The organism is Pectinatus frisingensis (assembly GCF_014076555.1).
Lineage (GTDB): Bacteria > Bacillota > Negativicutes > Selenomonadales > Selenomonadaceae > Pectinatus > Pectinatus frisingensis.
On sequence record NZ_CP045424.1, the window covers coordinates 1,435,043 to 1,461,178 of the forward strand.

The window sequence follows — 26,136 nt, forward strand, 5'->3', positions numbered from 1 at the left end:
TGGTCTTGACAAGGGGCCCATTATACTATTATGCATAAGCGATTTCCTTGTAATATTAATTTTTTTAATTAATATTACTTTCTTATCAATTCTGTTTTACTTTAAAGTACATATATTTTTTATCACTTCCCTGCAAAGTTAGTGGTTTTCACTTTGAATAGTTCACGGGGTTCTTGAAAAGCTGGATATGAATATCGAGTAGCCCATACGAATTTCATCTGTAAGCTATCATAACCATATGTGAATCTCTCATTCATACGGTTCCTATCTTTAATCACTAGTTAAACGAATCCGAGGGGCTTATCGCATGAAGATAATTTAAACTTCACTGGCAGCCTTATTTTTAAGCTTTAAACATATTTTAAAATAAATAATATTTGGCTAAATAATTATTCACCCCCATAAGTTAGACCTGGAATTAATCTAACTTATGGGGGTATTTTTGACTGTTCGAAATAAAAACCGCAGTAGCAATAAATCCTACTGCGGTTTGGTCTAACTTTATGGGGTCACTATAGTTTCATTTTTAAGTCTTTTAGTGATACGGATAATTGTAATGGCATTTTTCCCAACGATAGGTTAGAATGGGAGTAGGTCATCGGTTTTCAACTTCTTTTGGGTTTGCTTGGTTACTTGCTCGTTTCGGAGTTATCGATGGTTTTTCCTATTCTCTTTTGTGAACTTTATTATGTGACATGAAAATCGAAGCAATTACCTTACAGATATTTTATTATTCAGAAACCCCAATTAATTAACTTTTTTATGGCACAGAAATAATTTTCCTGACAGATACCACGCAGCCACTCCCGATGCGATTCCCAAAAAGGCTCCAGCTAACACATCACTTGGATAATGCATAAAAAGATATACCCGTGAAAATGCTATCCCACTTGCCAGTACAATCGTCAGTAAAACCCAGCGGCTTCTTATTCCTTTTATCATAGCGGATGCAGCTGCAAAAGATGAAAATGCATGTGCGGAAGGAAATGAATAGTTATTAGTTGCGGGCATGTGTAAATGTAAAGATACCCATGGATAATCAATGCAAGGCCTTGACCGCATAACGGTATGTTTCAATAAATCATCACCTATAATCAAGCTAAAAAGCAGGGCAATGAAAACAGCTATTCCCGTACGCCGATATTTTCTTATACATAACAAGATGACACCTAACAAGATCCATATTCTTCCTGTATTTCCCAACCAAGATAAATTTTTCATAAAAGGGGTAATCATGCTGTTGACTAGATTATTTTGCACCCAAAATACTGTATTATGATCTAAAGCTATGAGCCATCCCACTATTATCACTTGCCCTCTTGTCATTAAATTTTATATATTATAACACATAGCGCATAAATTTAGAAATTTGATTCAGTAGAGAAAGTATTAGATAATTGAGAAATATTATATTTTTAATAATAAAGCATGGTGAAAAATGGGCAGAATTCAATAAACTGGTATAATAGATAGCTATTATAATACCAGGGGGATTTTGTTGTAAAAAATTGTGCGAGCTTTTCGATATTGTTAAATACAGAAAAAGAAATGTTCAGCCAAAAAACTTGACTATATTACTATTATGCTATGAAAGGATTCTATAATGAATAATATTTTGTTTTTTATACTAGATGGTTATGCAGATTGGGAAAGTGGTTTTGCAAGTGCAAAACTAAATAAACCGGATGAGGGATACGCTGTACACACAATTTCAGTAAGTAAGGCACCTGTTATTTCGCAAGGCAATTTTTTCACTAACATAGATTATTCTATTGATACTTTTGAAGATTTTGGTAGCTGTGCAGCCTTGCTATTAATAGGCGGTACAGGCTGGGGGACAGAACATTTAATAAAAGGATATGATTTGTCATTATATAATTCATCGCTTAGTAAAAAAATAACAACATTTATCAATTATTTTTTAGAAAATAAAATACTTGTCGGTGCAATTTGTGATGGTGCAACATTCATGGCAGATAATGGCTATCTTGATAATATTTTATAATGGACCCAAGGATTCAGACCAGTACTGAAAATTTTAAGAGCACATGATATAGTATAGGTAACAAAATAGGAGGTTGTTATCATGCCAAGAAAAAAGTACACTGCTGAGTTCAAAACAAAGATGGTTTTGTCGATTCTTCAAGGCGATAAGGAATTCAATGTTATCTGTTCTGAGAACGACTTGAATCCGAGCATGGTCCGAAAATGGAAGCAGGATTTTCTAAAAAATGCCCATCTCGCCTTTGGTATAGATTCTGAACGTAAGGCCGTTCAGAGAAAGGAGGATGACCTGAAGAAAAAGAACGACCAGATGCTTAAGACCATCGGTCAGTTGACGCTGGAACGCGACTTTCTTCAGGACTGCTTTTGCCAAGCTGGAGAAGCCATCCCACAAATCCCAGAATATGATTCAAAGGGATAATGAGCTCTCCATACGTCGTCAGTGCGAGCTGTTGAGGCTGAATCGCTCCGGCCTGTATTACAATGCCATCCTGCCGGATGCAACAGCTGTTGAATTCGAAGAGTCTTTAATGGCGCGTATCGACCATTGGCATACCAGATGTCCTTATCTTGGATCTCGTAAAATTATCATCAAGCTGCTGGAAGACGGCTTTCCCGTATGTCGTAAGACTGTGCGCCGGTTAATGCTGAAAATGGGGATCTATGCCGTTTATCCTAAGTCCAATCTATCCAAAAGAAATTTCAAGGAGGCTATCGTGCCATATCTGCTACGCGATTATACGGCATCATATCCTAATCAGGTCTGGTCTATCGATATCACCTATATTCCAATGCCGCATGGTCATATGTACCTGACAGCAATCATTGACTGGTATAGCCGACGGCTGGTTGGACACTATCTCTCTGACACATTAGATGCGACTTCTGTCATTTATACAGTAAAGGAAACCGTAAAAAAGTGTGGAATTCCCGCCATTATCAATTCAGATCAAGGAAGTCAGTTTACCAGCGATGACTATAAGGCATTGCTTCACAGTCTTAATATCCGACAAAGCATGGATGGTAGAAGCCGCTGGGCTGACAACATCATGATTGAGCGATGGTTTCGTAGTCTCAAGACAGAACAGCTCTATCCCAACGAATACCATTCACCAAGAGAGTTGCGTCAGCTGATTAACACGTATGTAGATGACTATAACAACATACGCCCCCACCAAGCCTTAGGTTATAAGGTCCCAAATGATTTCTACTTCGGCAGTTTTGCTGCGTAGACTTACTTTGTTTGATGACACGCTTAAAAATTTACGAAGTGGTCTTGACAAGGGGCCCATTATAATTTCACATACTGGCAATTCCCTTTCACACTTAAAAGAAAAAGCTCCAAAATATAATGGTGAATGGTTATTTAAAGAAAAGCAGGCTATTTATGATAATAATATAATTACAGCTAATGGGACTGCTCCGCTAGAATTCGTCCGGGAAATTTTACTTGCTTTAAATATGTTTGGTGGAAAAAATAAAGTTGATGAATGGTATAATTTATATAAACAAGGTACTTTTCAATCTTGAAACTGGTACTATACTGCTAAAAAACTATTAATATAAAAGGGAAAAAGAATTTGAGAACTTATTAAAAAACTAAACATGAAAACTACCATAGCTGCCGTTCATTTGCTTGGATTTATAAACATTACGGGCATTTTCGCTGTCGGAGTGTTCTGTTTTGCCATGATAAAAAGGCCTCCTATGATTAAATTGTACCATAGAAGACCTTATGACTTCGAGTGGAAGTTTGTTTACAGAGATTTTTCATGTCCGAATCGTCACAAAAATTCTGCGGTCATACTATTTCCCCGTCTGTTTCTTCCGGATAATACAGCTGCCATTCATTGCGTATTTCTGACATCATTGCCATCACATCGACAGTATCATTGAGTCGCATGATTTGCCTGTTCCCTCTTATCGCCGTTTCCATATCCTCCATCTCATATTGCAGGGCGCACTGCCTGTCGCCCTCCTCAATAATGGTTTTCTTTCCCGATGCCGCGTCAACAAGCACAGCTTCGCAGGCCCGCGGATATTCCATTATTTCTATATAGCATTTCTCACAGGAAATAACCGCCCGCTTTGGCAGTTTGGAATGCAGGGACAATGATACCACCGTCATTTCTCCCTGTTTGTTCGTCATAAGTATGCCTGCCTTCTCATCCACTCCCGTCGGTGCATAACTAACCTGAGTCAGGATATTGTCCGGTTTAGATGATAAAAATAGTCTCGCTAGTGAAAGAGCATATACTCCGATATCCAGCATCGCACCACCAGCCAGATTTTTGTTGAAGAACCTATTTTTCATATTATATTCCTTAAAGCTGCCGAAATTTAGCTGAATGAGATTTACCTTGCCGAAGTGCCCCTCGCCGTACATTCGGCTCAGTTTTTTATATAGAGGCATATGATAAATCGTCATAGCCTCCCCTAGTACAGACTTGTTTTTTTCAGCTAGTGCCACCGCTTCACGCAGTTCCGCAGAGTTCAGTGTAATCGATTTTTCGCACAAAACATGCTTTCCCGCAGCAAGCGCTTCGCGCAGGAAATCTATATGCGTGTTATGTGGCGTTGTTATATAAATAACATCCACATTTCCATCATGGAACATTTCATGATAATCGCCATAGACTTTCTCTATGCCGTACTTTTCCGCGAAGGCAACCGCTTTCTCATGTGTGCGATTCCCTACAGCATAAACTTTCTTTCCTGAATTTTTCAAAGCGGCTGCCATTTCGTTGGCCACTACCCCTGTTCCCAAAATAGCCCAGTTTATATCTTTCACTGCAAGTTGTTCCTCCCCAATAAAAATTATTCCGATGGCTTTAATATATCATTTTTATACAACAACATCAATGGTACAGCTCAATTGATCTGCTTTTGTATTCTTTCACCTTCATCGGTATCAGCCACAGTGATCTGATAGTTCCGCACCTCCGTAGATATGGAAATCAATTCAATATACGTGTTGTCCATTATAGGAGTTTTTAAATTTGTAAAGTCACGATATCAATCAGGTGCAGTTTCCGTAAATTCAATACCAGCTAGAATTAGTATGGTGCTGTTTTGTTGTGATGGTACGGTAAATCTTTAATAACGATAGCTTTATAAATATGTAATATTTGACAAATACCTTACTTTATATTATATTGAACGTATGTTCAATATAATATAAATATTTTGAGGATGGCAGAAATATGGCACAGGTATTAAAAGAAGAAATAAAAAACAAAATATACCAGATGGCAATTGAGGAATTTTATAATAACGATTATAAGACTGCTACTTTAAGAAATATTGCAAAGAATTCAGGTATTCCCGTGGGGCTTATTTATACTTATTATAAAAGCAAAGAGGCTCTGTTCAATATTATCGTTAATCCTATATATTTATCTGTCCAAGAATTACTATTATCAGAGCCAGGCGTATCAGGTAGCAGTCAGGACCATGATACTTCTTTTCATTTTCAAAAGGAACTGCCGGCTGTCCTTAACATGCTCAAAAACAATCGCAGACAATTTGTTATTCTGATCGATAAAAGCAAAGGGACCTCATATGAAAACACTAAGGAAGAATTTATCCAATTCGCTAAAATACATATACAAACGCAGCTGCAGGCTAAAATACATAAAAGCCAAAAAATAGATGAGTTATTTTATCACATATTAGCCAATAATTTTATGGAAGGTGTTTTTGAAGTCGCCAGACATTATAAAAATGAAGAATGGGCTGCCAATATTATGCAGCTTTACACGCAGCAATATTTTTATGGTGTAAATTCTTTGATCAAATAATTTTTTTTGCTCAATATTGAACGTACGTTTAATATTGAGCAACTTTTTAAAGGAGTACAAACTATTTATGATTACCTGGATAAAAAATGTTAATAAAAAAACTTTGTGTTTAACGATTGCCATAGTTATTTTAATCATAAGTGCTGCAACAGCATATATACATTATAGCAGGCAGTCAATCTCTACGGATGATGCCGCAATAGACGGGCAGACTGTAGTACTATCGCCTAAAGTAGCAGGATATATAAAAACCATATACGTTAATGACAATCAGACTGTTAAAGCCGGTGATATCATTATGCAGATCGATCCTAAGGATTACCAACTTCAGGTAAATAATGCCAAAGCTGCATTATCAGCGGCCAAAGCCGCTTTAGCTGCTGCCCAGGATAACGCCGCAGCGACATCGATTACTGCTCCGGCGAAGATAAGGTCAGCCCAGGAAAAGATTAATTCTGCGCAGGCTTCTTGGGAAAAGGCAGCCGCCGATAAGCAGCGCATGCAAATGCTGATAAACAGCGATGCCTGTTCGCAGGAACAATATGATCAATCTGTTGCCGCTGAAAAATCAACACGGGCATCATTGCAGCAGGCTCAAGCTGATTTAAGTTCAGCAAGCTCTGCTTCGCATGTAATTGCAAATGCTGAAGATACAGCAAAGCAGCTTGAAGCTCAGGTTGAAAAAGCACAGGTAGAGCTTAACCAGGCAGAAACTAATTTACAGAATACAAAAATAATTGCCCCTACAGATGGCCGCATAACGAAAAAGAGCGTCAATGAAGGAGCTTATGTAGAAGCCGGCACACAGTTATGCTCATTAGTTAGCTTTGATCTATGGGTTACAGCAAATTTCAAGGAAAGTCAGCTAAAAGGAATGAAACCCGGTGATAAAGTGGATATTTCGATAGATGCATACCCTAATCTCAAGCTTACCGGTAAAGTCGACAGTTTTCAGGCAGGTACCGGTTCTTATTTCTCATTGTTTCCAGCAGAAAATGCTACTGGAAACTTTGTAAAAACCACACAGCGTATTCCTGTAAAAATATTACTTGACCAGTTTTCTGATTCTACTGCGGTATTATTAGGTCCTGGTATGTCGGTTGAACCTACTGTCCACATAAATTAAAGGATGAAAAATATATGAAATCTAAATCTTTGGTTATTTCTTTTGTCGTCAGTATAGCCGCCTTTATGGAAATTCTGGATACAACAGTAACCAATGTAGCGCTTACGCATATTGCAGGTGATTTAGGTGCCGGTATGGAAGAAAGTACATGGATACTGACATCTTATTTGGTAACTAACGCTATTATTCTGCCGGTTTCTGGCTGGTGCTCCGAGAAATTTGGCCGGAAAAGATATTTTATAGTCTGCATAGTTGGATTCACCATTGCTTCTTTTTTATGCGGAATAGCCACTTCATTACCGGTATTGGTTTTTTTTCGATTGATTCAAGGTTTGGCAGGCGGAGGCCTGCAGCCAAGCCAGCAAGCTATTATAAAAGACAGCTTTCCACCGCAAAAGCTTGGCAGCGCCTTTGCCATTGTTGGCATCGTGAATGTATGTGCGCCTATTTTAGGGCCGGCTTTGGGTGGGTATATAACTGACAATCTCAGTTGGCGGTGGATATTTTTTATCAATGTGCCTATTGGTATATTAACAGCTATTTTAGTAAAAAAGCTGGTTCCTGATTTTCAGCATGAAACAGCCAATTCTTCTATTGACTATATCGGTTTTATCATGCTTGCAGTTGGGCTTGGTACGTTGCAAGTTGCTCTGGATAACGCCCAACAGTATGATTGGTTTGCAAGCTCGGGAATCACGGCATTATTTATTATTTCGTTTATCAGTATAATTGCAACAATTATATGGTTGTCACGCCAGAAGAATCCAATCGTAAATATACGGCTTTTCAAGATACCGCGCTTTGCCATAGGTTGTATAATGATGTTTTTTATCGGAACACTTGTAAATGTCAGTGTAATGCTGCTGCCTATGCTGGTACAAAACTATTTTGGCTATGATGCAACGACAGCTGGACTTATTTTAGTTCCTGGTGGAATCGTTATATTGCTGCTGATGCCTGTGGCCGGTAAGTCATTAAAAATTTTCAAGCTCAAATATTTAATAGCTTTTGGTATGTTTATCAGTGCTGGCAGTATGTTATTTTCTCAAGGCATCAGCCTGCAAAGCGATAAAACATATTTCATATTGGTAAGAGTCATGCAGATTCTTGGCACCCCCTTCCTTTTTGTTCCGACATTGTCCGTAGCATTCTGTGATATTTCCACTAAGGAAAGCAATAATGCTTCTGCCATTGTTTCGTTAATGAAAAATCTTGGCGGCAGCTTTGGCATTTCCCTTATAATCAGTTACATGGACCATCGGCAGCAGATAGAACAAGCATATCTGGCTTCACATCTTACTCTTGATCATATAGGATACACATTAGGATTAAATCAATACACTGCTATAATTCAAAATATCCACCTTCCTTCTTTATTAAACAGCAATACAGTCATATATGGAACAATGATGAAATTGTATCAGAGTCTCCAGTTGCAGGCTGATATTTTAGCCTATATTGACACTTTCCGTCTGCTTGGCTGTCTTTTTCTGGCACTCGCCTTCGTAGCTTTGGCACTGCCTACAGGGAAAAAGCAACCGGTAAAATAGTGTGTATACAGCTTTGACGTTAATAATGACGATTTTGCTAAAAGCCAATATAACTCAATAGTGATATATTTAAGGGTATTGCTGTGAAAGTGCTACCCTTTAAATATCTCTTTCTAAAAGGTATTCTTCAAAATAGATATCTAGCTGCGCTCTTATTTGATATCAGTCTTGTTACCATTCAGTCCATTTTTTACTAATGTCCATTATAGTTAAATACAACATTTTTAAGAGACTATCATCTGAAGGGAAAATCGTCCTGAACTTGGTGACCCTTCCAAGTTGTCTGTTAGATTTTTCTATATGTTATAATTTTTTCTAGTTATCTCAATTAGCGGGAACTATATCAATGGCAGTTTAAAAGGATTTAGAAGATTATGATTTTTTCCGGAAAACTATTTTACTGTTCTGTATACATGAATGTAATAATTTAGGACATAGTGAAAGGAACATAATGAAAATTTTGCTTCAGTCTATTGTTTAAACATGAAACAGCTATTTATGGCAGTAATATAAAAAATTAAAAAAATTGATATTAATCTCTGAATCAATAAATAAAATGAATAATAGGAATATTTACGATAAAAAATATTGACTTTGAGTTAACACAAAGTAGTAAACTTTATGTATATAAAAATTTTTTTGTATTGCGAAAAAGGTCGACTTTATGAAAAAACACTGATTGTGATCAATGTCAGTGTTCTGGTCAAAATAATGAATGATGGCCGTAGAAATTAGACTTATTGCGAGAAAATATTTTTAGACGAGGAGAATTAAAAATGACGATATCAGAAGTAAGCGAAAAATATGGGATGACACAAGATACGTTGCGTTATTATGAACGTGTGGGACTGATCCCAATAGTACCGCGTAAACCAAGTGGAGTCCGAGACTATGATGAAAGCAGCTGTGGTTGGGTAGAATTCATTCGATGTATGAGAAATGCCGGGCTCCCAATCGAAACGTTGATAGAATATGTACATCTTTGCCAGGAAGGACCTAAAACCAATGAAGCACGTAAACATTTACTTATAGAGGAAAGGCAACGACTGGTTGAACGTATTGCTGCGATGCAAGCGACACTGGTGCGTCTAAATTGCAAAATTGAACATTATGAAAGTATGAATAAAGTTGCGGATAAATTGAAAAAATCCGCATCTATGATTTCATAAAAAGATCAGTATATTATTTAGAAATACCCATGGACTTTATAAAATAAAAATGAAAGATCGAGAAACGAAAACAGCTAATTACTTAAAGCAACGAGTAAAAGCTTGAGATCGGCACAAGCTGCCAGGATCAGGCTTTTAAGAGCAGAATGGGGCAAACAAAATTGTAAAAGAAGAGAAAAACTGCGATAAGATTACTAGCGTAATTGGAAGAAGGAAATTCTCATTTGGTCTTATACTAAACCCTGAATTGTTAGCTGTTAGTTAAATTCTACCAGTCTGTTGTGATATTATCGGCATTTTTACATCCATGATAACCTGAGTAAAATGGTATTTCCCTGCCACTTCATTTGCTCCCAATACTATGTGTAATAGTTATCTTATTGGCATCTCAAAATAATGAGCGTTCATACTTTAAAGATTCCACCATAGTGTCTGCGGATAATTATTACTACCAATTGTAACCAATTCACCTATCTTAGGAGTAGTAACTTTTACCGGCATAAGCTGTGCCTGTTTTAGCAGCCGTTCAATCTGCTGAGTCCAGTCAGTATTTGATTGACTGAATATTCCCCAATGAATGGGAAGCATAATCTTCCCTTGTAAATCAATATTTGCCTGTACTGCTTTTTCAGGGATCATGTGAACATTCATTGAAAATTCATGTTCCTGCCCACATTCCATAAATACCAAATCAAACGGTCCATACTGACTGCCTATCTCTTTAAAATGTGATCCATAAGCACCATCTCCGCTAAAAAAGATTTTGATTTTACCACTGTCAATAACCCAGGAACACCATAGCGTTTTATTATGGTCAAATAAGCTTCTTCCCGAAAAATGCTGATTGGGTGTACAAGTAAAATTTATTCCGAATTCCGAAAAAGTATTACCATAGGACAGTTCCACAATTTTTTGTTTTTTGATTCCCCATTTCCGCAGCCGTGCTCCTACACCGCGTGGAACACAGAATTTTTGAACATGATACTGAATGTCCTTGATAGAACGATAATCCATATGGTCATAATGATCATGTGACAAAAGCAGAATATCTATCTGGGGAAATTCCTTTATGGATAAAGGTAATTCTTCGGTAAAACGCCTTCCTGTAAAAATTGAAAATAACCAAAAAAGATTATAGAAAACCGGATCACATAAAATTGTTTTCCCATTTATTTGTATAAAAACCGTAGAATGACCGAACCAAACGCATCGGGGCGTTCTCGCATTCATAATATCTGCCAAATTTATTTTTTCTATCGGAATATGCCGATGTGGTCGACTGTTAGGATAGCGGCAGACTAATCTTTTAAATAAAAAATATGGAAGCTTCATTTTTTTAGTAACTCCCCAGTTTATTTATTTTGAAAAATAATATTGATGTTTGAATTAAAGCCATGGAATGTTATCTTATTCGGCAGATTTTCGTGGCTTTATCAGATTGAGCAATCATAAGTTATTTTAATCTCTTATATTCACTATCAATGACAGGCTCGCACCATTCATTTGAAGTTTCTTCACCGGGAACCTCAATGGCTAAATGAGCAAACCAGCTGTCTGGTGCAGCACCATGCCAATGTTTTACACCAGCCGGAATATGTACTACATCACCGGGATGCAATTCCTGCACTTCTTTTCCCCATTCTTGATAATAGCCTCTGCCTGTCGTAACGAGAAGCATCTGCCCACCTCCTGTTTTGGCATGATGTATATGCCACCAATTACGGCAGCCAGGTTCAAAAGTTACATTTCCCACAATGATTTGCTCCAATGATAGCATGTTTAAATAACTTTGGCCTGTAAAATATTTTGTATATAAATCATTTTTTTCTCCTATTGAAAATACGCTTAATTCTTTCATCGTCAACACCCTTCCGACTTGGTATATATTTATTTTGATAAAACAAAAATTACTTATATTAAGGTAATATTAATATTGTTAGCTAATTATGGGAAAACACAATATTTTATTTTAAAAAAGTGTGTTTTATCTTCATGATCCATTCTTCAATTTTAGATTCTGCTGTTTCCATATGGTTGCCACCATTAGAATCAAAACGAATTTCCATTTCTTGAGCAAATTCAGCACCCTGACAGGTTTTCTTTATATCGTCAATAACATGTCCAGGCCAGCCGGCATCAGTAATGAACGGAATGATAATTTTACCATACCAGTTCTGATTATTAAGAAATGATAAAACAGCCGGAGCCATTGTGTACCACCAGGTTGGAGTTCCAATTGCAATAACATCATAATTTTCAAAATCAACTAACAATGGTTTAATTTCAGGTTTAAACCTACTTTCTACTTCCCTTTTTCCTTGTTCTACTACTTCTTTATAGTTTCCAGTATAAGGTTTTAACGTTTCTATATGTACAATATCAGAAGCCGTAATTTTTTGTATTAATTTAGCTATTTTTTCTGTATTTCCATTCGACCATGAATAATATACTACAATCATCTTGTTCATATTTTTATGTCCTTTTCATATTTAATATTTTACCAATTATTGCTGACAAGAATAGTCTACTATTTGGAGTTAACTCCATGTCAATACTTTTTATGAAAATTGTTTATTTGATTACATACTCAATTCGAAAAATATGAAGGCATTAGCATAGTAACTTGATGAAGCGGTTAAGACTGTTATGATCAACAAATATTGATGCATCTTGAGACTCGTATTATTTTTACGATTGAAATTTATCCTCAAAATGTCACATTATTGTCACATATTTTATTGGAAGTGTGCTATATTATCTGTATAAGAAGTAAATAAATCTTTACAATAGGAAAGAGTGATTGATATGTTTAAATTAAAAGCAAAAAAATTAGCAGCATTGCTTTTTTCGTCTTTTATGGCGATAGCCATTATGGGAACAGCGATGGTTTCAGCGGCGCACAAAGATGTTCCACCACCACCGCCGCAACAACAGCAAGAAGAATCTCCACAGGATCAACAACCACCACAAGATCAACAGCCACCACAACAACCGGACCAAACACCCGATCAGCCGCAACCTGCTCCCCCAATGCCATAACAATTATAAAAAAGTCTGCTTTTTCCCCGATAAGATAAAGCAGGCTTTATTTTATCGGGAACAAATGCAACATAATTTATCCCTGATTTTGGATTTGGACTGTTTATTTTTTTAGATCTATAGCAGCCAGACAGAGCATTTTCTGCAAGAACGGCACAGGGCATATGTACAACTCCGCTTGGCATTATGACATTATTAATTTTAACGCAGCTATTTTTGCTATTTCTCTATTTTATTGTTAAAATAACAAGTGTAAATAGATGATCAAGAGGTGATAGCTTTGATTAAGAGATTTGTTTGTAAAATAGCATTCTTAGGAGCATTATGGTCTGGTATAATGGGAACAAATACTTTGGCTGCTGCACCATCGCTGGATACGAGCACAGGCATGCCAAATCCTATCGTAGTTTATAAAACATATGATGAAGCAGCAAATGCTGCTGGGTTCAATCCACTGTATTTGCCTAAATTATCAGGATATACTTGTAACTATATATCTCTTATTGGAAAAAAGACAATAGATCTCGGTTTTCAAAAGCAAGGGGATGTAAATAAGAACCTGCGTATTCGCACTGCTTTGAAAGATGATTTTACAGATGATGATATTAGTGGTGCTTATAGTGTGGCATGGGAACCGCAAATAATAGATAATGTAAAAGTTTATGTTGGAAAAATCAATAGAAATACATATGCTGCACATTGGAAACAAGGAAAATATCTCTTTTCTGCGAATGCAAAAGGTGTTTCACAATTAGAATTTAAATTATTGCTTTCGGATGGATTAGTTGATTTGTCAAATCATTACTTTGATTAATGCGCCAACGAATCTCAAAGTACCTTGTATTGCTCTACCATTATTGTTAATAATTTTCGATAGTATTCCCAAAAACATTTAAAAATGCAGATTTATCCCGTCAACATAAGAATTTTTTCCATGTATAATTTCCTATTCATAGTTTGGTGACTACCTCCGGGTTAATTCAGAGATATTGATAACCCCATTCCACACCGCGGGATAAAAGTATATTTGTCAGGTTGTTAATTAAAAATCATCGGTTTATCTCAGAAACGAAATCTATACTTTCAGAGGTCATTTCGATCCATGCAGGTCTAAATCCGCTTTTTATCGCATTTCGGACAGATCGGATATTCGACCATGCCGCGCAGTAAAAGGGTATTTTATCATAATGGATTGCTTCTATAGCTAAACGACTTGTGAGAGTGGAAGCAATTCCTTTCCTGCGATATTCAGGCAGAACATCCACACCAATTTGCCACATCACTTTACAGTCGGCAGAACAACCTGCTAACCCTATAAGTCTATCTTTATCATAAGCTGCTACAGCTAAAACATCCAAGTGTTTTCGCTTTTGACATAACGCGTTGGCCCATTCAGTGGTATACAAATTTGCAAAATCTTCGGGAAATAAGACTCTTGTCTCATAATCACAGGACTTTGCTATAAGGACATTCATATCTGGTAGAAAATACTCAGCCATAAAGCAGATCAGCATATCCTTTTTTTGCAGCTCGTTGTTCAGCATATGTATGTTCGGTGTTTCAAAGCAATGCTCAACAGGATATTTATTGATATACTCCTTTACTACATCAGCAATTTCTTCATTCACGGATGCAACAATGTTGTTGCCGTAAGAAATTAAATTGCAATAAAAAGGCAATGTTAAATATTTTCTGGCATCAGGATTACTAGTTGATAAGACAATCCTGTTTTCATTTTGACAAAAATCCTCTGTACAACAGTTCGCGTCTATTGCTGACTGCCGCATTGCAATTCTCAAAAGTTCCTGATTCGTCAAGTTAACACCCTCCTTATAATTTATAAGTTACAGTACGGATTATCGGATTTGACTGGAAAGCTGCCTTAAATTAATATGCATTCTTATGGAAAGAATCGAAATTTCCAGCCTGTTTGAACCATTTATCAAATAGACTGTGCCAAGATAATATTCTCAACAGATATCGCATCTACTTTTCCTGCATAATATATTTTAATTAGCTGTTTTTTCTTATTACTGGGGATGATAATTTATGAATATAAAACAACTTAACCGTACAGCATTATTGCTGGCACTTATAATTGTTTTTCAGTCACTACGCCTTTTTTTGCCGATACCGTTTTTCGTGTCGGTTTATATAATTGGCAGCTTAGTGAATGCGTGTTTCCTGTTGGCTGCAGCAACAATCGGCTGTAGATTTGCATTGATACTTGCTGTTATTGCACCAATAGTGGCCTATATGCAAAAGGCGCTGCCGCTGCCTATTTTGATTTTACCAATAGCTGCCGCCAATCTTTCTTATATTGCAGGATATCTGATGTTTTTTGCTAAAAGCCGCATACTGGCAATAAGTATGGCATCAATTGCTAAATTCGTCATTATCTACTTGACAGTTATTGGGATTATACAATATCTTGGAGTAACTGGGAAAACTTCAGTGATGCTGACAATGATGTTAGGATGGCCGCAGCTGATTACCGGTTTTACCGGTGGAGGAATTTTTCTAGCAGTCTGCAAAAAACTATCGATCTAAGTTGTGCATAATTTCCCATTACATTTATTACTGATTATTTCAGTAATATTTTTTTGTCTTATGAACTACAGGATTATTGCCTGTTTGTGAATAATGAAAACATTTGGCCATTTTGTATACCGAATGTTATAAGTAATGCAGAGCATAAAAATGATACCAAATCTGTCTGTTAGTAATATTTCAGCCACTTACATAAAAGTGTAAAACCATCATCTTCAATTGTTAACATGATAAAAACAGATTTATTAGATAAAGGATTATATGAAATCTTTAGTGGACATGCAAACTTTGGAAGTTTCAATTGAAGAACCATGAAATCAAAATTGAATGTTTAAAATGAATAAATGTTCGAAAAAATCAACCCTTGATATATAATATAAAAAGTTAATTTCTATAAAACTGTTAAAATTTTACAAAAAAAAGGCTATCAAATCTAATTATCTTCAATTAAAAATGTGCAACTATATCCCCATGCCTCCATGAAATGGCAGGAATCATAAACTTGATAGTTGGCGCATCTTTATAATGCTGATAACATCCGTATGATAGCCTTTATTATCTTATCCGTATAAATAAACATACTCAATAATGAACGAAGGGTGGTGTGATCCACAACTGTCCGTATCGGTAAATACCAAAACAAATATTTAAATTATAGTACAATTACCTCAAAATATAGTATCAATATTAATAAAAATTATTAATACTATTGGTTTGTGAGTTTGTTAAAGCATTGTATCCTTCAGCAGAGATTTCAGTAGTGTAAGCATCACCTATTTTTTTTTGTAAATCATTATCTGTATCAGCAGTCGCTTGTGTATTTTGCCTGATACTACTATTTTGAGAAGTATGCGAAGTTTTCTCGGTCCCTTCGCTTTTCAATTTAATGATTTCTTCATTTACTTTTTCAATACTTTTTTCGAGACTGGCAATCTGAGTTTGTTTTGAGTTTTTTACTGATGAAGCTGTTGGTGAAGTAGTAGTTGAAGAATTGGAAGAATCACCTTCCAATGATAAGAGTTCCTGCTGATACTGATTCTTTTCAATTTCTAACTGTGCTATAGAAGCTGATGAAGATGCCGAGACGTTGTCTGTATTTGATGCTGTGGAGAGAGTTGATGAACCAGAGACAGATGATATTTGCATATAAATTCCTCCCTATTCATTGACTAAACTATTTATAAATACCATTCACTTATTATTCAAAAATCAGGACAACAGCTATGCTATTGTTGAGTATTAATGTGCAAAAAAATATATAAAACATAATACTATTTATATTATAGTCCAGCATTGAGCGGCATGCAATAATTTCAATTGTTATAATTTACACTTTTACATCAATATTAATGTTATAAAAATTTACCAGCAGTTATGGCAGACTCTATGATGATTCTTAAAGCTAAAAGTATAGAGAATCTTATCAGGGAATATATCTATACAGTCTGTCAGATATTTAAATCATGTAGATGACATTAAAAAACAGGATAAAGTTTTGCAGGAGGCGAAAATCATATAAAACAGGAATTACTCGGCAATAGAATTAAAGAAAATGTGGCCGATGCTTATAATAGTGTCTGTAAAATAGCGTGCATTCTCCCAAAAATATAATTATCATGGCAGTATATTGATTGATTTTTGATTGAGCTATGTTATAATTAAATATAGAAAAAGGACAGTTGATGCGTAGTGGCTCGGCTTTCCTCGTATACTAGCATGATTGAAAGAAAGCCGGCTTGCTATAACGTGAGTCGGTTTATTTTGTTTTAGTGCATGAAATAATGGCTGCTATAAGCAAGCCAAAATAAGACTTGAAATGTACCCACAGCACCATCTTCTCCTGAAAGGAAAAATTAAAACATCAACTGTTCCATGCAAATCGTTATAACATATATCAAATATTAAATCTAAGGATAGTATTGAAAAAATTAATATTACTAATTTCCATTCAGGGAACTTGGACAATCATTTAAAGAGAAAATAAGTATCTAAAAAACTGTCAGATTAACAAAAGTTGAAAATATGAGTAAGATCTATATGGGCAAATTATTTGCGAAAAGGAGTTTATCAATGAAAAGGATTTTATTGTTTGCTTTATTACTATGTATGATTTCCGGTACTGTATTTGCACAAGTTTATACCAATCCACAAAATATTTCAGTAACAGTTCCGGATGATTGGCAAGTACTAAAAAATTACTATTCAGCCGAAAAAAATTCTTATGATACACTTTTTGGTGATGGTAAAATTCAAATTTGTGAATTGATATCAACCGTTAATTATGATATACCTGAAAATACCACTTTAGACATTCTTCCTGACGAAAAAATAATAAATGTTATTTCTTCTATGTTTGGTAAATTTACTATTGGCAGCGATATTGAAACAAAACCTAACTACAAAAGAATTGTGGTTAACGGATATCCGGCTATAGTGAGTGATTTTACTATTGTGAAAGACAATATTTCACTTTCAGGAAGAATATATATAACATTGAAAAATAGCAAACTTATAGGTGTATATTATATGACTATGACTGACAATATGATAAATTTTATACCCGTCATAGAAAAATCTATAAATACATTGACAGTCAATTAAAAATCACAGATGATTTTTGTCTTTCATCCGGGCATAATAGCTCGATACAGCAATGCCTGCGATTTTTAAGAACAATGGCTGCAACGTATACTATAATGGATAATTATGATTTATTAACTGACACCCTATCAATAAGCTCTCCATTAGGTAGAAATGATGAAAAAGTCAGAACATTATTACTAGCATCCATAGTCATATAATTATCTGTTTCAGGTTGTGGCGCTAGCGTTTGATCCAGTGAGTGCTGTTTCCAAAGCCCGGGATAGCGTACGTCACCCGCAACACCGGTAATGATATATAAAGGTCCTGATTCATCCCGTACGAAATTGCGTATATGTCCACGATTGCGGTATGTATGCAGATGCCCGGTAAGAACTACATCAACATTATATTTATCAAAAAGCGGCATAAACCTGCGTCCTTCATCAGTGAATCCCTCTTCACGCGGTTCAGGACGGTTCTGGAAACCATACTGAAGAACGTCTTTATGCATCAGTACAATTTTCCATTTCTTTTGGGTATTTTCTATGTCATTTTCGACCCATGTAAGTTCATCTGACAGCATATCAGGCTGAAATTGTTCCATTTCTCCTATTTGTGTATTAATTACTATAAAATGAACTGCACCATAATCAAAGGAATAATATTGATTTTGATACTTTTTCGGCATAATTTCCGGAAGAGCGAATAAGTGCAGATACGCTTCAGGCATGCGTACTTTCCAATTTCTGGTGTATGTTTCATGGTTTCCCAAGAGCGGTACTGCCGGTATAGTCTGAATCATATTTTCAATAGCATCAAACCAAGCGTTCCATTGATTATGGTCTTCACCATTATCGACTAAGTCACCAATATTAATAAAAAATTGTGCATCCGGATTTGAATTCCAGGCAGCTTGAGCAGTATCACGCCAAACATTGTAATCGTTTGATTGAGAATCGGGGAATATAATAACTTTAAAATTACTATTATCGTTTGTAGAAAGATCGTGCCAATTACTTCGTTTATTACCATATCCGACACGATACTCATATGCTGTAAGCGAATGTAAATCTGTGATAGCTGCGAAATGTATATAGCTTGTGGTATTGTCATCAGTAAATTCTTCGTCAGTTGCCTTTGCAGCGTGTATATTTGTTGTATCTTTTATGCGATATTCAACGATTGCATCCGGTTCATTAGACTTTGACTGCCACATAATAGTGCGAGACTTTGTAATGTCTGATGTAATGACTTGGTGCAAGTTAAAAACAGCGGCATTATTTGTCATTTGATAACGAGAAGCGATTGTTTTTGTGATTTGTATTATTTGTTTAACCTGAGGAATAAATATAATGCCGCATCCTGATAAAATAGCGCCAATTCCAGTTAATTTTAGAAAATCACGACGCTTCATATTTCACTGACTCCCTTACCATGAACATTTTCTAAAGGACATACTTCATTTTCCATAAGACAATAAATGCTTATTTTTCTGATATATCTACAATACCACTTTTGGATATTCAAAGTAAAAATTCACTATTATCTGATGAAATTTTTCCTTCGACAGTACTTTAAATAATCAATTGTAAATCCTAATGATGTACCTTTGGCAATTCAAATACTTTCTGTATGAATCTGATTGAAATCACTTATTAGTATTAAGTTTTTTTATAAAAGATCCACCAGATAGTGTTAGATAAAATCTACGTTTTATTTTTAGTTTTGATATTAATGTTTAATTAATAAATATGACTATGTTTTAATCATATAAACGCTGATTCTGCGCAAAATAAAAAACAGTTTACAGTTTATTGATCATGCTGGCTGCGTAAGCAGCACCAAACCCATTATCAATATTGACAACACTGACACCACTGGCACAACTGTTCAGCATACAAAGCAGCGCTGATAATCCACCAAAATTTGCTCCATATCCGATGCTCGTTGGTACAGCTATCACTGGTTTATCAACCAATCCACCCACCACACTGGCTAATGCACCTTCCATTCCGGCAACTACAATAATCACTTTTGCCTTGCGGATAATATCCATCTTGGCAAATAACCGATGAATACCCGCTACTCCGACATCTATTACCCGTTCCACCCTATTTCCGAACAGGCTGGCTGTTTCAGCAGCTTCTTCGACTACCGGCAGATCTGATGTCCCTGCTGCAACAATGGCTATATAGCTTTCGGTAAGCTGCATCTTGTGCCTGCGAATAGTAATTATCCGGCCTAATTCATTATATTCAGCATCCGGACAAACTTTCTTGACGGCAGTATACATTTCTATATTGGCGCGCGTGGCCAATATATTATTTTCTTTTTTTAACATAGATTCAACTATTTTCTGCACCTGTAAAACCGTTTTACCCTTGCAATAAATCGTTTCAGGATAACCGACTCTAAGCTCTCTTTCGTAATCAATAGCAGCAAAACCCATATCTTCAAATGGTTTTTCACAAATTGAATTTACAGTTTCGTTTATATCTAATTTACCATCCTGAAACTCTTTTAAAATCTGTTGTAAGTCATTTTTATCCATTAAATTTCTTCCTCATTATATATTTTGAGTATCTATATAATTATATCCCTTTGTATAAAAATAACCTAATATAATTTTACCGGTGCATTTCTTAAAAAATACTGATGTCTGTACTAGAAAAGGTTATGACAACTTTTCACTGTATAAACTGCAGTATGATTTGATCTCAAACTTATTTTATACATAATTTTTAGAAAATTATGACATAAATTATAATAATCGTAATTTATAACACATCTTTTAATAATGCGTTATTTAGGCAATCGGAAATTAAGAATTATGACGACTTTATATGCTTTACCTATAAATATAAAAAACTGTATTAGCAACAGATAATACAGCATTTTTAAAGAATAAACAAAAAAATTAGTTTCTCTGGAAAAATCGTAGGACTTTTCATAAGGACAAAAAGTATCAAATTAAACAAGGCTGCAATATGTACCCATTTTCATTCATAAATTGCAATATCCTGCACGCCACGGTTCTTAAGACCGTTCAGAACACCCAGCCAATATTTACTGTTTTCATTTCGAGTGGAAGTTTGTTTACAGCGATTTTTTCATAGGCTCGGTTTTATTCATGATAATAAGAAAAGCTCAATCATACAACCATTTATTTATTGTTTCTTTGTTAAAAATAAATAGTAATAGCAACAGTACAATTGATATTAAACCACAACTTGGAAATCCCCATATTCCTCCAAATCGTTCCATGACTGAGCCAGCATAAAAATTACCTATAGGGGTAGAGCCTTGGTTTAAAAAAGCATAGACGCTCATCACGCGTCCTTTATATTCTTTCTTTGATTTTAATTGGAATATGGAATTGCCCATATTCATAAAAGCAAGATTATAAAAGCTGATAATTGCCACACATAAAAGTGCTATATAATAATTACTTACAAACCACATTACCGCCTGAACAAATGATATAATGGGCCCCTTGTCAAGACCACTTCGTAAATTTTTAAGCGTGTCATCAAACAAAGTAAGTCTACGCAGCAAAACTGCCGAAGTAGAAATCATTTGGGACCTTATAACCTAAGGCTTGGTGGGGGCGTATGTTGTTATAGTCATCTACATACGTGTTAATCAGCTGACGCAACTCTCTTGGTGAATGGTATTCGTTGGGATAGAGCTGTTCTGTCTTGAGACTACGAAACCATCGCTCAATCATGATGTTGTCAGCCCAGCGGCTTCTACCATCCATGCTTTGTCGGATATTAAGACTGTGAAGCAATGCCTTATAGTCATCGCTGGTAAACTGACTTCCTTGATCTGAATTGATAATGGCGGGAATTCCACACTTTTTTACGGTTTCCTTTACTGTATAAATGACAGAAGTCGCATCTAATGTGTCAGAGAGATAGTGTCCAACCAGCCGTCGGCTATACCAGTCAATGATTGCTGTCAGGTACATATGACCATGCGGCATTGGAATATAGGTGATATCGATAGACCAGACCTGATTAGGATATGATGCCGTATAATCGCGTAGCAGATATGGCACGATAGCCTCCTTGAAATTTCTTTTGGATAGATTGGACTTAGGATAAACGGCATAGATCCCCATTTTCAGCATTAACCGGCGCACAGTCTTACGACATACGGGAAAGCCGTCTTCCAGCAGCTTGATGATAATTTTACGAGATCCAAGATAAGGACATCTGGTATGCCAATGGTCGATACGCGCCATTAAAGACTCTTCGAATTCAACAGCTGTTGCATCCGGCAGGATGGCATTGTAATACAGGCCGGAGCGATTCAGCCTCAACAGCTCGCACTGACGACGTATGGAGAGCTCATTATCCCTTTGAATCATATTCTGGGATTTGTGGGATGGCTTCTCCAGCTTGGCAAAAGCAGTCCTGAAGAAAGTCGCGTTCCAGCGTCAACTGACCGATGGTCTTAAGCATCTGGTCGTTCTTTTTCTTCAGGTCATCCTCCTTTCTCTGAACGGCCTTACGTTCAGAATCTATACCAAAGGCGAGATGGGCATTTTTTAGAAAATCCTGCTTCCATTTTCGGACCATGCTCGGATTCAAGTCGTTCTCAGAACAGATAACATTGAATTCCTTATCGCCTTGAAGAATCGACAAAACCATCTTTGTTTTGAACTCAGCAGTGTACTTTTTTCTTGGCATGATAACAACCTCCTATTTTGTTACCTATACTATATCATGTGCTCTTAAAATTTTCAGTACTGGTCTGAATCCTTGGGTCCATTATATATTATAAGAATGAAACCTGCATTATGGTATTAAACTGATGCAGGTTTTATTGTTTTGTACTGTCAATAAAATAGCTGATACTATCTTATAATTCACTATTACTGAAATAATATTCAGTTATGGTCAATTTTAATTTACTTAAAAACCGTCATAATTATAAGAGAAAGGAGAATTGTGCTATGGCAAGGCCTATTGATAATAAACTTTTAGGGATAAAAATATCTTACTACAGAAAACGCAAAGGGTATACGCAGGCTCAATTAGCTGAACAGGTCAATATAAGCCAAAGCTATATGGCAAAAATCGAATGCGGTTTTTTATCCAATTGTGTTTCACTGGCGGTATTAAATAATATTTCCAGTGAACTTAATGTCAGTATAGATGAATTAATAAGTCCTAATTAAAACTGGGGGGGATAATCATGTCCAATAATGACGGTGAGATAATAGGTCCATTAAAAAAAACGGTTGACTTATTTTTCCGTCTGTTCAAAGGAATGCTGAGATATTATACCAATAAGTTAAAAGAAAAGTTTTAACTATCAATCGCAAATTCAAGGAGGATACTTAAATGATCAATTTACCTGATACTGTTGTCAACCTGATATATTTTATTACTGTACCGATATTGGCAATTATCGGTACATATTGTTATATGAATTCGCACTCAATTATATCTACCGGTCCTGAGGGAGAAGCAAAAGGCTGTTTCAGTGTCTTTTTAAGCTTTCTTATCGGGGCCGGTATTTTAGTGACAATCATCATGGCGGTATTTGCATGGATAATCGGTTTTATAGTAGCGCACTGGATATGGTTTGCTGTTGGTGCGGCAGTAATCGTTGCACTTGTAATTGCCGGTTCAAGAGTACCTGACAAGGAAAAAGGACCGGACAAATCAGATGACTCAAACAACCATAATGGCTAATTCAAGAAAGACGATAAATTTTCCGGACCACAGGCGCATCAAATCATATATTACTGTTTTCTAAGGACAGAATACTTTTATGAAAGGAATATTTCAATATGATAAAGAAACTGCGGCCATTAATTAATTTTTGTGTACTGGTTGCAGCCTGCCTTGTTATCAGCGGCTGTGTGAATGTGCAGGCAGATTTTATTTTTAACAAGGATGGCAGCATCACCGGGCAGCATACCATAGAGTTCTCTTCAATGGTTGATAAAAATAAGCTGGAAGACCAGAAAGAAAATGATCGTAAAGACGGCTATGAAATCAAAGATATTTCCAACGGGTACACGGCTACTAAAACCACGGAGTCAATATATCCGTTAGTCGGTGGTACGCAGATGTTCAATCCTGATGAATATTTCAACGGGGTACAGGTTCATAAAGGCCTGCTTTATGATTATTATTCCTTTGACCTGTTTAAAAAAGGTGAAGAAAATAAAATGCCCAAAGCTAATTATCAGGCTAATATACCGGGATTTTTCTCTCCGAATGTTAATATGAATATATGGCAGTATATGGACTATCGTCAGCAGGCGGAAGAACAAGCCCGGCAAATGAACCAGATGGCCGATCAGGCGACAAAAGCAGCCATCGATTCAGCTAAAATGAATGTTACATTTAATCTGCCATATTCCGCTGACGATTCAAATGCCGATATAAAAACTAATGATAATAAAACACTTACATGGGATATAAAACCAGCTTTTTTGAATAATCAGGACACATCGATACAGGCAAAATTTAAGATCTATCATGAACATACAATTATCGCATTAATAATTATCGGCATCATAATATTAATAATTGCCATAGTTTTGCTTGTATTAGGCATAATAAAAAGACATGACAGACGAAATAGGAATTTGTTTTTGAGTTTCAGTGCTGTTTTATTTATTATAGTTGCAGGTTCGGCTTACATGGCTAAACATTCCATTGACCATCCGCCGCAGCTGACAATGGCTGACCGCATTGTATCGGATAACGCTAAAGATTCAAATAATAAATCACTTCTGACAAAATTAAAAGCGGCGTCCGAAGTTCCATTAAATCCCATTGACACTGCCAGTAAAACAATATCCGGCAAATACCCCGCTATTCAGATAACCGCAGTTTCAAGCATTGATGAGGATGGATTTTTAGCTCTGGGAACAGAAGATTCAAAATTGTATTTAATAATCTATGATGCTAGAGGCAAAAGTGTGGCATTGGTGCCTTATGACTCCAAATTACTTAATTACCGGGAGCACGGCACTTCCACTGGCAAAGATAAAAAATTGTATGATCCGATGCGGTTTCTTTTACAGGTAAACGAAAAAAAGGATAATAAGGATGAAAATTTGGGTACATGGAAGGGAATCACGCATACTATTCCTATCTATATAGATTTTAAAATTGATGCCAATGATAAGATCATACCGGGCATGATAACTTCCGGACAGGGAGCAAAACCAATGCACTATCAGGATGCGCTGCAGGAACCAAAGAATGTTGAACTGGCCAATATAGTTGTCACCCATATTGACAGCCTGCGTGCGGATATTAAGGAAAGAAATATAATTTTGCCCAGTAAGTAATAAATTATGAAAGAAGATAACAAATAATGGTTAAATGCCTAAAAAATCTTATCCCAGGTTTTATACTTATATCAGTGTTGCTGTCATTTCCGGTAACAGCAAGGGCAGAATCCGTGGGCGGAATCGGTCTTGGTATGAGTTATCAGGAGGTGGTTGACTTATATGGAAAACCTCAATGGTGCTTAAATGAAAATCAGTCCCATCAATACCTGGGTGAATATGTTGACAATATGTATGTATGGAAAAACGGCATGACCGTGCACTTCGATGACAGCGGTTTGTCGAGCCGTGTCGGCATTGTGAAAATGAATACACCGACTGACCGTAAGCTGGACTGGTCCGGGCTTGGGCTTGGTGACGGTGATCATAACTGGTGGCAGACCTATGGCAGGGTCTGGCGAATGTATGGCGATTTAGTGATGCATTCCAATGCTGCTAAAGAATATATATGGGTAAAATACTCACAGGGCTACCATATCAGCTATATAGAAATCAACCGATTTGCTGAATAATAAACATAATAGAAGGGAATCTTAAATAATGAAAAGACACATCATATCATTAATCATGTCCATGCTGGTTATATTCACAGCCTCAACGGCACTTGCTTATCAGCCTTATGCCCAATATCTGAACGGAGATCCCAATTTCAAATTATGCGACGGACATATGGGAACCGCATGGTATGTCGATCTCAGCTCACTGAATGTTAATTTATATGACCCGCCGACATATATCATAGGTGTAAATGTTCTGGCGGCTGATGCGGATAATAATTATGCCGTGTCAAATATAACTACCTACAGATTCCAATACAATTACACCCAACAGACGCTATATGTGGAAAACCCTAATACCGGCAGCTGGCGCTATATTGATCCCAATGATTGCTGGGCAGAAACCGGTATTGTCCTTCCTGCCGCTAAAATAGCATTTTATCAGGCTTATGGCATTCCGTTTTATAACTGATAAGTAAAATATGTTCCATGAAGGC

At 36.2% G+C, this 26,136-nt stretch carries 30 protein-coding genes; 17 read left to right on the forward strand and 13 right to left on the reverse strand.

All coding sequences use genetic code 11. The annotated features are described in order from the left end of the window. Window positions 1–747: 747 nt before the first annotated feature. The gene (locus F8M42_RS06680) at window positions 748–1,311 is read right to left on the reverse strand and encodes a phosphatase PAP2 family protein (RefSeq protein ID WP_229711507.1); all 564 of its coding nucleotides are present in this window, start codon (window positions 1,309–1,311) and stop codon (window positions 748–750) included. 292 nt (window positions 1,312–1,603) lie between these two features. On the opposite strand from F8M42_RS06680, the gene F8M42_RS06685 reads away from it, so the two are divergent. The 4 genes from F8M42_RS06685 (at window position 1,604) to F8M42_RS06700 (ending at window position 3,534) form a co-directional block, all read left to right on the forward strand. Then, on the forward strand, window positions 1,604–2,005 hold the full coding sequence (locus tag F8M42_RS06685) for a DJ-1/PfpI family protein (RefSeq protein ID WP_182188551.1): 402 nt from the start codon (window positions 1,604–1,606) through the stop codon (window positions 2,003–2,005). A gap of 81 nt (window positions 2,006–2,086) precedes the next feature. Beyond that, window positions 2,087–2,425, forward strand: a complete 339-nt coding sequence (locus F8M42_RS06690) for a transposase (RefSeq protein WP_182185465.1) — start codon at window positions 2,087–2,089, stop codon at window positions 2,423–2,425. Next, window positions 2,409–3,236, forward strand: a complete 828-nt coding sequence (locus F8M42_RS06695; protein WP_182185463.1) for an IS3 family transposase — start codon at window positions 2,409–2,411, stop codon at window positions 3,234–3,236. Before F8M42_RS06690 ends, F8M42_RS06695 begins: the two co-directional genes overlap by 17 nt. Continuing rightward, window positions 3,205–3,534 carry a type 1 glutamine amidotransferase family protein gene (locus F8M42_RS06700; protein WP_182188552.1) on the forward strand — a complete coding sequence of 110 codons (330 nt, stop codon included), beginning with the start codon at window positions 3,205–3,207 and terminating at the stop codon, window positions 3,532–3,534. Before F8M42_RS06695 ends, F8M42_RS06700 begins: the two co-directional genes overlap by 32 nt. Window positions 3,535–3,805: 271 nt before the next feature. Here the strand turns inward: F8M42_RS06700 and F8M42_RS06705 are convergent, their stop codons facing one another. Further along, window positions 3,806–4,795, reverse strand: a complete 990-nt coding sequence (locus tag F8M42_RS06705) for a Gfo/Idh/MocA family protein (RefSeq protein ID WP_182188553.1) — start codon at window positions 4,793–4,795, stop codon at window positions 3,806–3,808. Window positions 4,796–5,207: 412 nt separating this feature from the next. Here F8M42_RS06705 and F8M42_RS06710 point away from each other — a divergent pair, with 412 nt between their 5' ends. The 3 genes from F8M42_RS06710 to F8M42_RS06720 all read left to right on the forward strand — a co-directional run bounded on the left by F8M42_RS06710 (window position 5,208) and on the right by F8M42_RS06720 (window position 8,480). Further along, entirely contained in the window at window positions 5,208–5,804 is a 597-nt protein-coding gene (locus tag F8M42_RS06710; protein ID WP_182188554.1) for a TetR/AcrR family transcriptional regulator, read from the forward strand. 67 nt (window positions 5,805–5,871) lie between these two features. Further along, window positions 5,872–6,930 carry an HlyD family secretion protein gene (locus F8M42_RS06715; RefSeq protein WP_182185434.1) on the forward strand — a complete coding sequence of 353 codons (1,059 nt, stop codon included), beginning with the start codon at window positions 5,872–5,874 and terminating at the stop codon, window positions 6,928–6,930. 14 nt (window positions 6,931–6,944) lie between these two features. Beyond that, a complete protein-coding gene (locus F8M42_RS06720) occupies window positions 6,945–8,480 on the forward strand; it encodes a DHA2 family efflux MFS transporter permease subunit (protein WP_182185436.1) in 1,536 nt (511 codons plus the stop codon). Between the two features lie 171 nt (window positions 8,481–8,651). On the opposite strand, the gene F8M42_RS13735 is transcribed toward F8M42_RS06720, so the two are convergent. Continuing rightward, window positions 8,652–8,780 (reverse strand): transposase, encoded by a 129-nt coding sequence (locus F8M42_RS13735; protein ID WP_196590514.1) that lies wholly within the window; start codon window positions 8,778–8,780, stop codon window positions 8,652–8,654. Between the two features lie 476 nt (window positions 8,781–9,256). Here F8M42_RS13735 and F8M42_RS06730 point away from each other — a divergent pair, with 476 nt between their 5' ends. Next, on the forward strand, window positions 9,257–9,649 hold the full coding sequence (locus F8M42_RS06730; RefSeq protein WP_182185438.1) for a MerR family transcriptional regulator: 393 nt from the start codon (window positions 9,257–9,259) through the stop codon (window positions 9,647–9,649). A 411-nt stretch (window positions 9,650–10,060) separates the two neighbouring features. Here F8M42_RS06730 and F8M42_RS06735 read toward each other — a convergent pair whose 3' ends face one another. From F8M42_RS06735 to F8M42_RS06745, 3 genes are all read right to left on the reverse strand, one after another. Then, window positions 10,061–10,981, reverse strand: coding sequence for an MBL fold metallo-hydrolase (locus tag F8M42_RS06735; protein ID WP_182185439.1), 921 nt, complete (start codon window positions 10,979–10,981; stop codon window positions 10,061–10,063). A gap of 121 nt (window positions 10,982–11,102) precedes the next feature. Then, the gene (locus tag F8M42_RS06740) at window positions 11,103–11,507 is read right to left on the reverse strand and encodes a cupin domain-containing protein (RefSeq protein WP_182185441.1); all 405 of its coding nucleotides are present in this window, start codon (window positions 11,505–11,507) and stop codon (window positions 11,103–11,105) included. Window positions 11,508–11,613: 106 nt separating this feature from the next. Next, on the reverse strand, window positions 11,614–12,117 hold the full coding sequence (locus F8M42_RS06745; RefSeq protein WP_182185443.1) for a flavodoxin family protein: 504 nt from the start codon (window positions 12,115–12,117) through the stop codon (window positions 11,614–11,616). Window positions 12,118–12,454: 337 nt separating this feature from the next. Here F8M42_RS06745 and F8M42_RS06750 point away from each other — a divergent pair, with 337 nt between their 5' ends. Both F8M42_RS06750 and F8M42_RS06755 read left to right on the forward strand, forming a co-directional pair. Continuing rightward, window positions 12,455–12,688: a hypothetical protein gene (locus tag F8M42_RS06750; protein ID WP_182185444.1), complete on the forward strand. Its 234-nt coding sequence runs from the start codon at window positions 12,455–12,457 to the stop codon at window positions 12,686–12,688. A gap of 280 nt (window positions 12,689–12,968) precedes the next feature. Beyond that, window positions 12,969–13,502 (forward strand): hypothetical protein, encoded by a 534-nt coding sequence (locus F8M42_RS06755; RefSeq protein WP_182185446.1) that lies wholly within the window; start codon window positions 12,969–12,971, stop codon window positions 13,500–13,502. Window positions 13,503–13,737: 235 nt separating this feature from the next. Here F8M42_RS06755 and F8M42_RS06760 read toward each other — a convergent pair whose 3' ends face one another. Then, entirely contained in the window at window positions 13,738–14,505 is a 768-nt protein-coding gene (locus F8M42_RS06760; RefSeq protein ID WP_182185447.1) for a GNAT family N-acetyltransferase, read from the reverse strand. A gap of 232 nt (window positions 14,506–14,737) precedes the next feature. On the opposite strand from F8M42_RS06760, the gene F8M42_RS06765 reads away from it, so the two are divergent. Further along, window positions 14,738–15,238, forward strand: coding sequence for a hypothetical protein (locus tag F8M42_RS06765; protein WP_182185449.1), 501 nt, complete (start codon window positions 14,738–14,740; stop codon window positions 15,236–15,238). Window positions 15,239–15,925: 687 nt separating this feature from the next. On the opposite strand, the gene F8M42_RS06770 is transcribed toward F8M42_RS06765, so the two are convergent. After that, entirely contained in the window at window positions 15,926–16,384 is a 459-nt protein-coding gene (locus F8M42_RS06770) for a hypothetical protein (RefSeq protein ID WP_182185451.1), read from the reverse strand. A gap of 924 nt (window positions 16,385–17,308) precedes the next feature. Between F8M42_RS06770 and F8M42_RS06775 the strand changes: the two genes are divergently transcribed. Further along, window positions 17,309–17,839 (forward strand): hypothetical protein, encoded by a 531-nt coding sequence (locus F8M42_RS06775; RefSeq protein ID WP_182185452.1) that lies wholly within the window; start codon window positions 17,309–17,311, stop codon window positions 17,837–17,839. 103 nt (window positions 17,840–17,942) lie between these two features. Here the strand turns inward: F8M42_RS06775 and F8M42_RS06780 are convergent, their stop codons facing one another. From F8M42_RS06780 to F8M42_RS06800, 5 genes are all read right to left on the reverse strand, one after another. Beyond that, entirely contained in the window at window positions 17,943–19,235 is a 1,293-nt protein-coding gene (locus tag F8M42_RS06780) for a purple acid phosphatase family protein (RefSeq protein WP_182185454.1), read from the reverse strand. A 390-nt stretch (window positions 19,236–19,625) separates the two neighbouring features. Further along, complete coding sequence (gene larB / locus F8M42_RS06785) at window positions 19,626–20,372, reverse strand: nickel pincer cofactor biosynthesis protein LarB (protein WP_182185460.1); 747 nt, start codon at window positions 20,370–20,372, stop codon at window positions 19,626–19,628. Window positions 20,373–20,968: 596 nt separating this feature from the next. Continuing rightward, window positions 20,969–21,397, reverse strand: coding sequence for an MFS transporter (locus tag F8M42_RS06790; protein ID WP_182185462.1), 429 nt, complete (start codon window positions 21,395–21,397; stop codon window positions 20,969–20,971). Beyond that, window positions 21,366–22,193, reverse strand: a complete 828-nt coding sequence (locus F8M42_RS06795) for an IS3 family transposase (RefSeq protein WP_182185463.1) — start codon at window positions 22,191–22,193, stop codon at window positions 21,366–21,368. Before F8M42_RS06795 ends, F8M42_RS06790 begins: the two co-directional genes overlap by 32 nt. Next, a complete protein-coding gene (locus F8M42_RS06800) occupies window positions 22,177–22,515 on the reverse strand; it encodes a transposase (protein WP_182185465.1) in 339 nt (112 codons plus the stop codon). The genes F8M42_RS06795 and F8M42_RS06800 overlap by 17 nt, the downstream gene beginning before the upstream one ends. 266 nt (window positions 22,516–22,781) lie before the next feature. Between F8M42_RS06800 and F8M42_RS06805 the strand changes: the two genes are divergently transcribed. The 5 genes from F8M42_RS06805 to F8M42_RS06825 all read left to right on the forward strand — a co-directional run bounded on the left by F8M42_RS06805 (window position 22,782) and on the right by F8M42_RS06825 (window position 26,111). Then, window positions 22,782–23,006, forward strand: a complete 225-nt coding sequence (locus tag F8M42_RS06805) for a helix-turn-helix domain-containing protein (RefSeq protein ID WP_182185467.1) — start codon at window positions 22,782–22,784, stop codon at window positions 23,004–23,006. Window positions 23,007–23,172: 166 nt separating this feature from the next. Continuing rightward, window positions 23,173–23,526 (forward strand): hypothetical protein, encoded by a 354-nt coding sequence (locus F8M42_RS06810; protein ID WP_182185469.1) that lies wholly within the window; start codon window positions 23,173–23,175, stop codon window positions 23,524–23,526. Window positions 23,527–23,624: 98 nt separating this feature from the next. Then, window positions 23,625–25,142 (forward strand): hypothetical protein, encoded by a 1,518-nt coding sequence (locus F8M42_RS06815; protein ID WP_182185471.1) that lies wholly within the window; start codon window positions 23,625–23,627, stop codon window positions 25,140–25,142. A gap of 26 nt (window positions 25,143–25,168) precedes the next feature. After that, window positions 25,169–25,654, forward strand: coding sequence for a hypothetical protein (locus F8M42_RS06820; protein WP_182185472.1), 486 nt, complete (start codon window positions 25,169–25,171; stop codon window positions 25,652–25,654). A 28-nt stretch (window positions 25,655–25,682) separates the two neighbouring features. Further along, window positions 25,683–26,111 (forward strand): hypothetical protein, encoded by a 429-nt coding sequence (locus F8M42_RS06825; protein WP_196601169.1) that lies wholly within the window; start codon window positions 25,683–25,685, stop codon window positions 26,109–26,111. The last annotated feature ends 25 nt before the right edge of the window (window positions 26,112–26,136 follow it).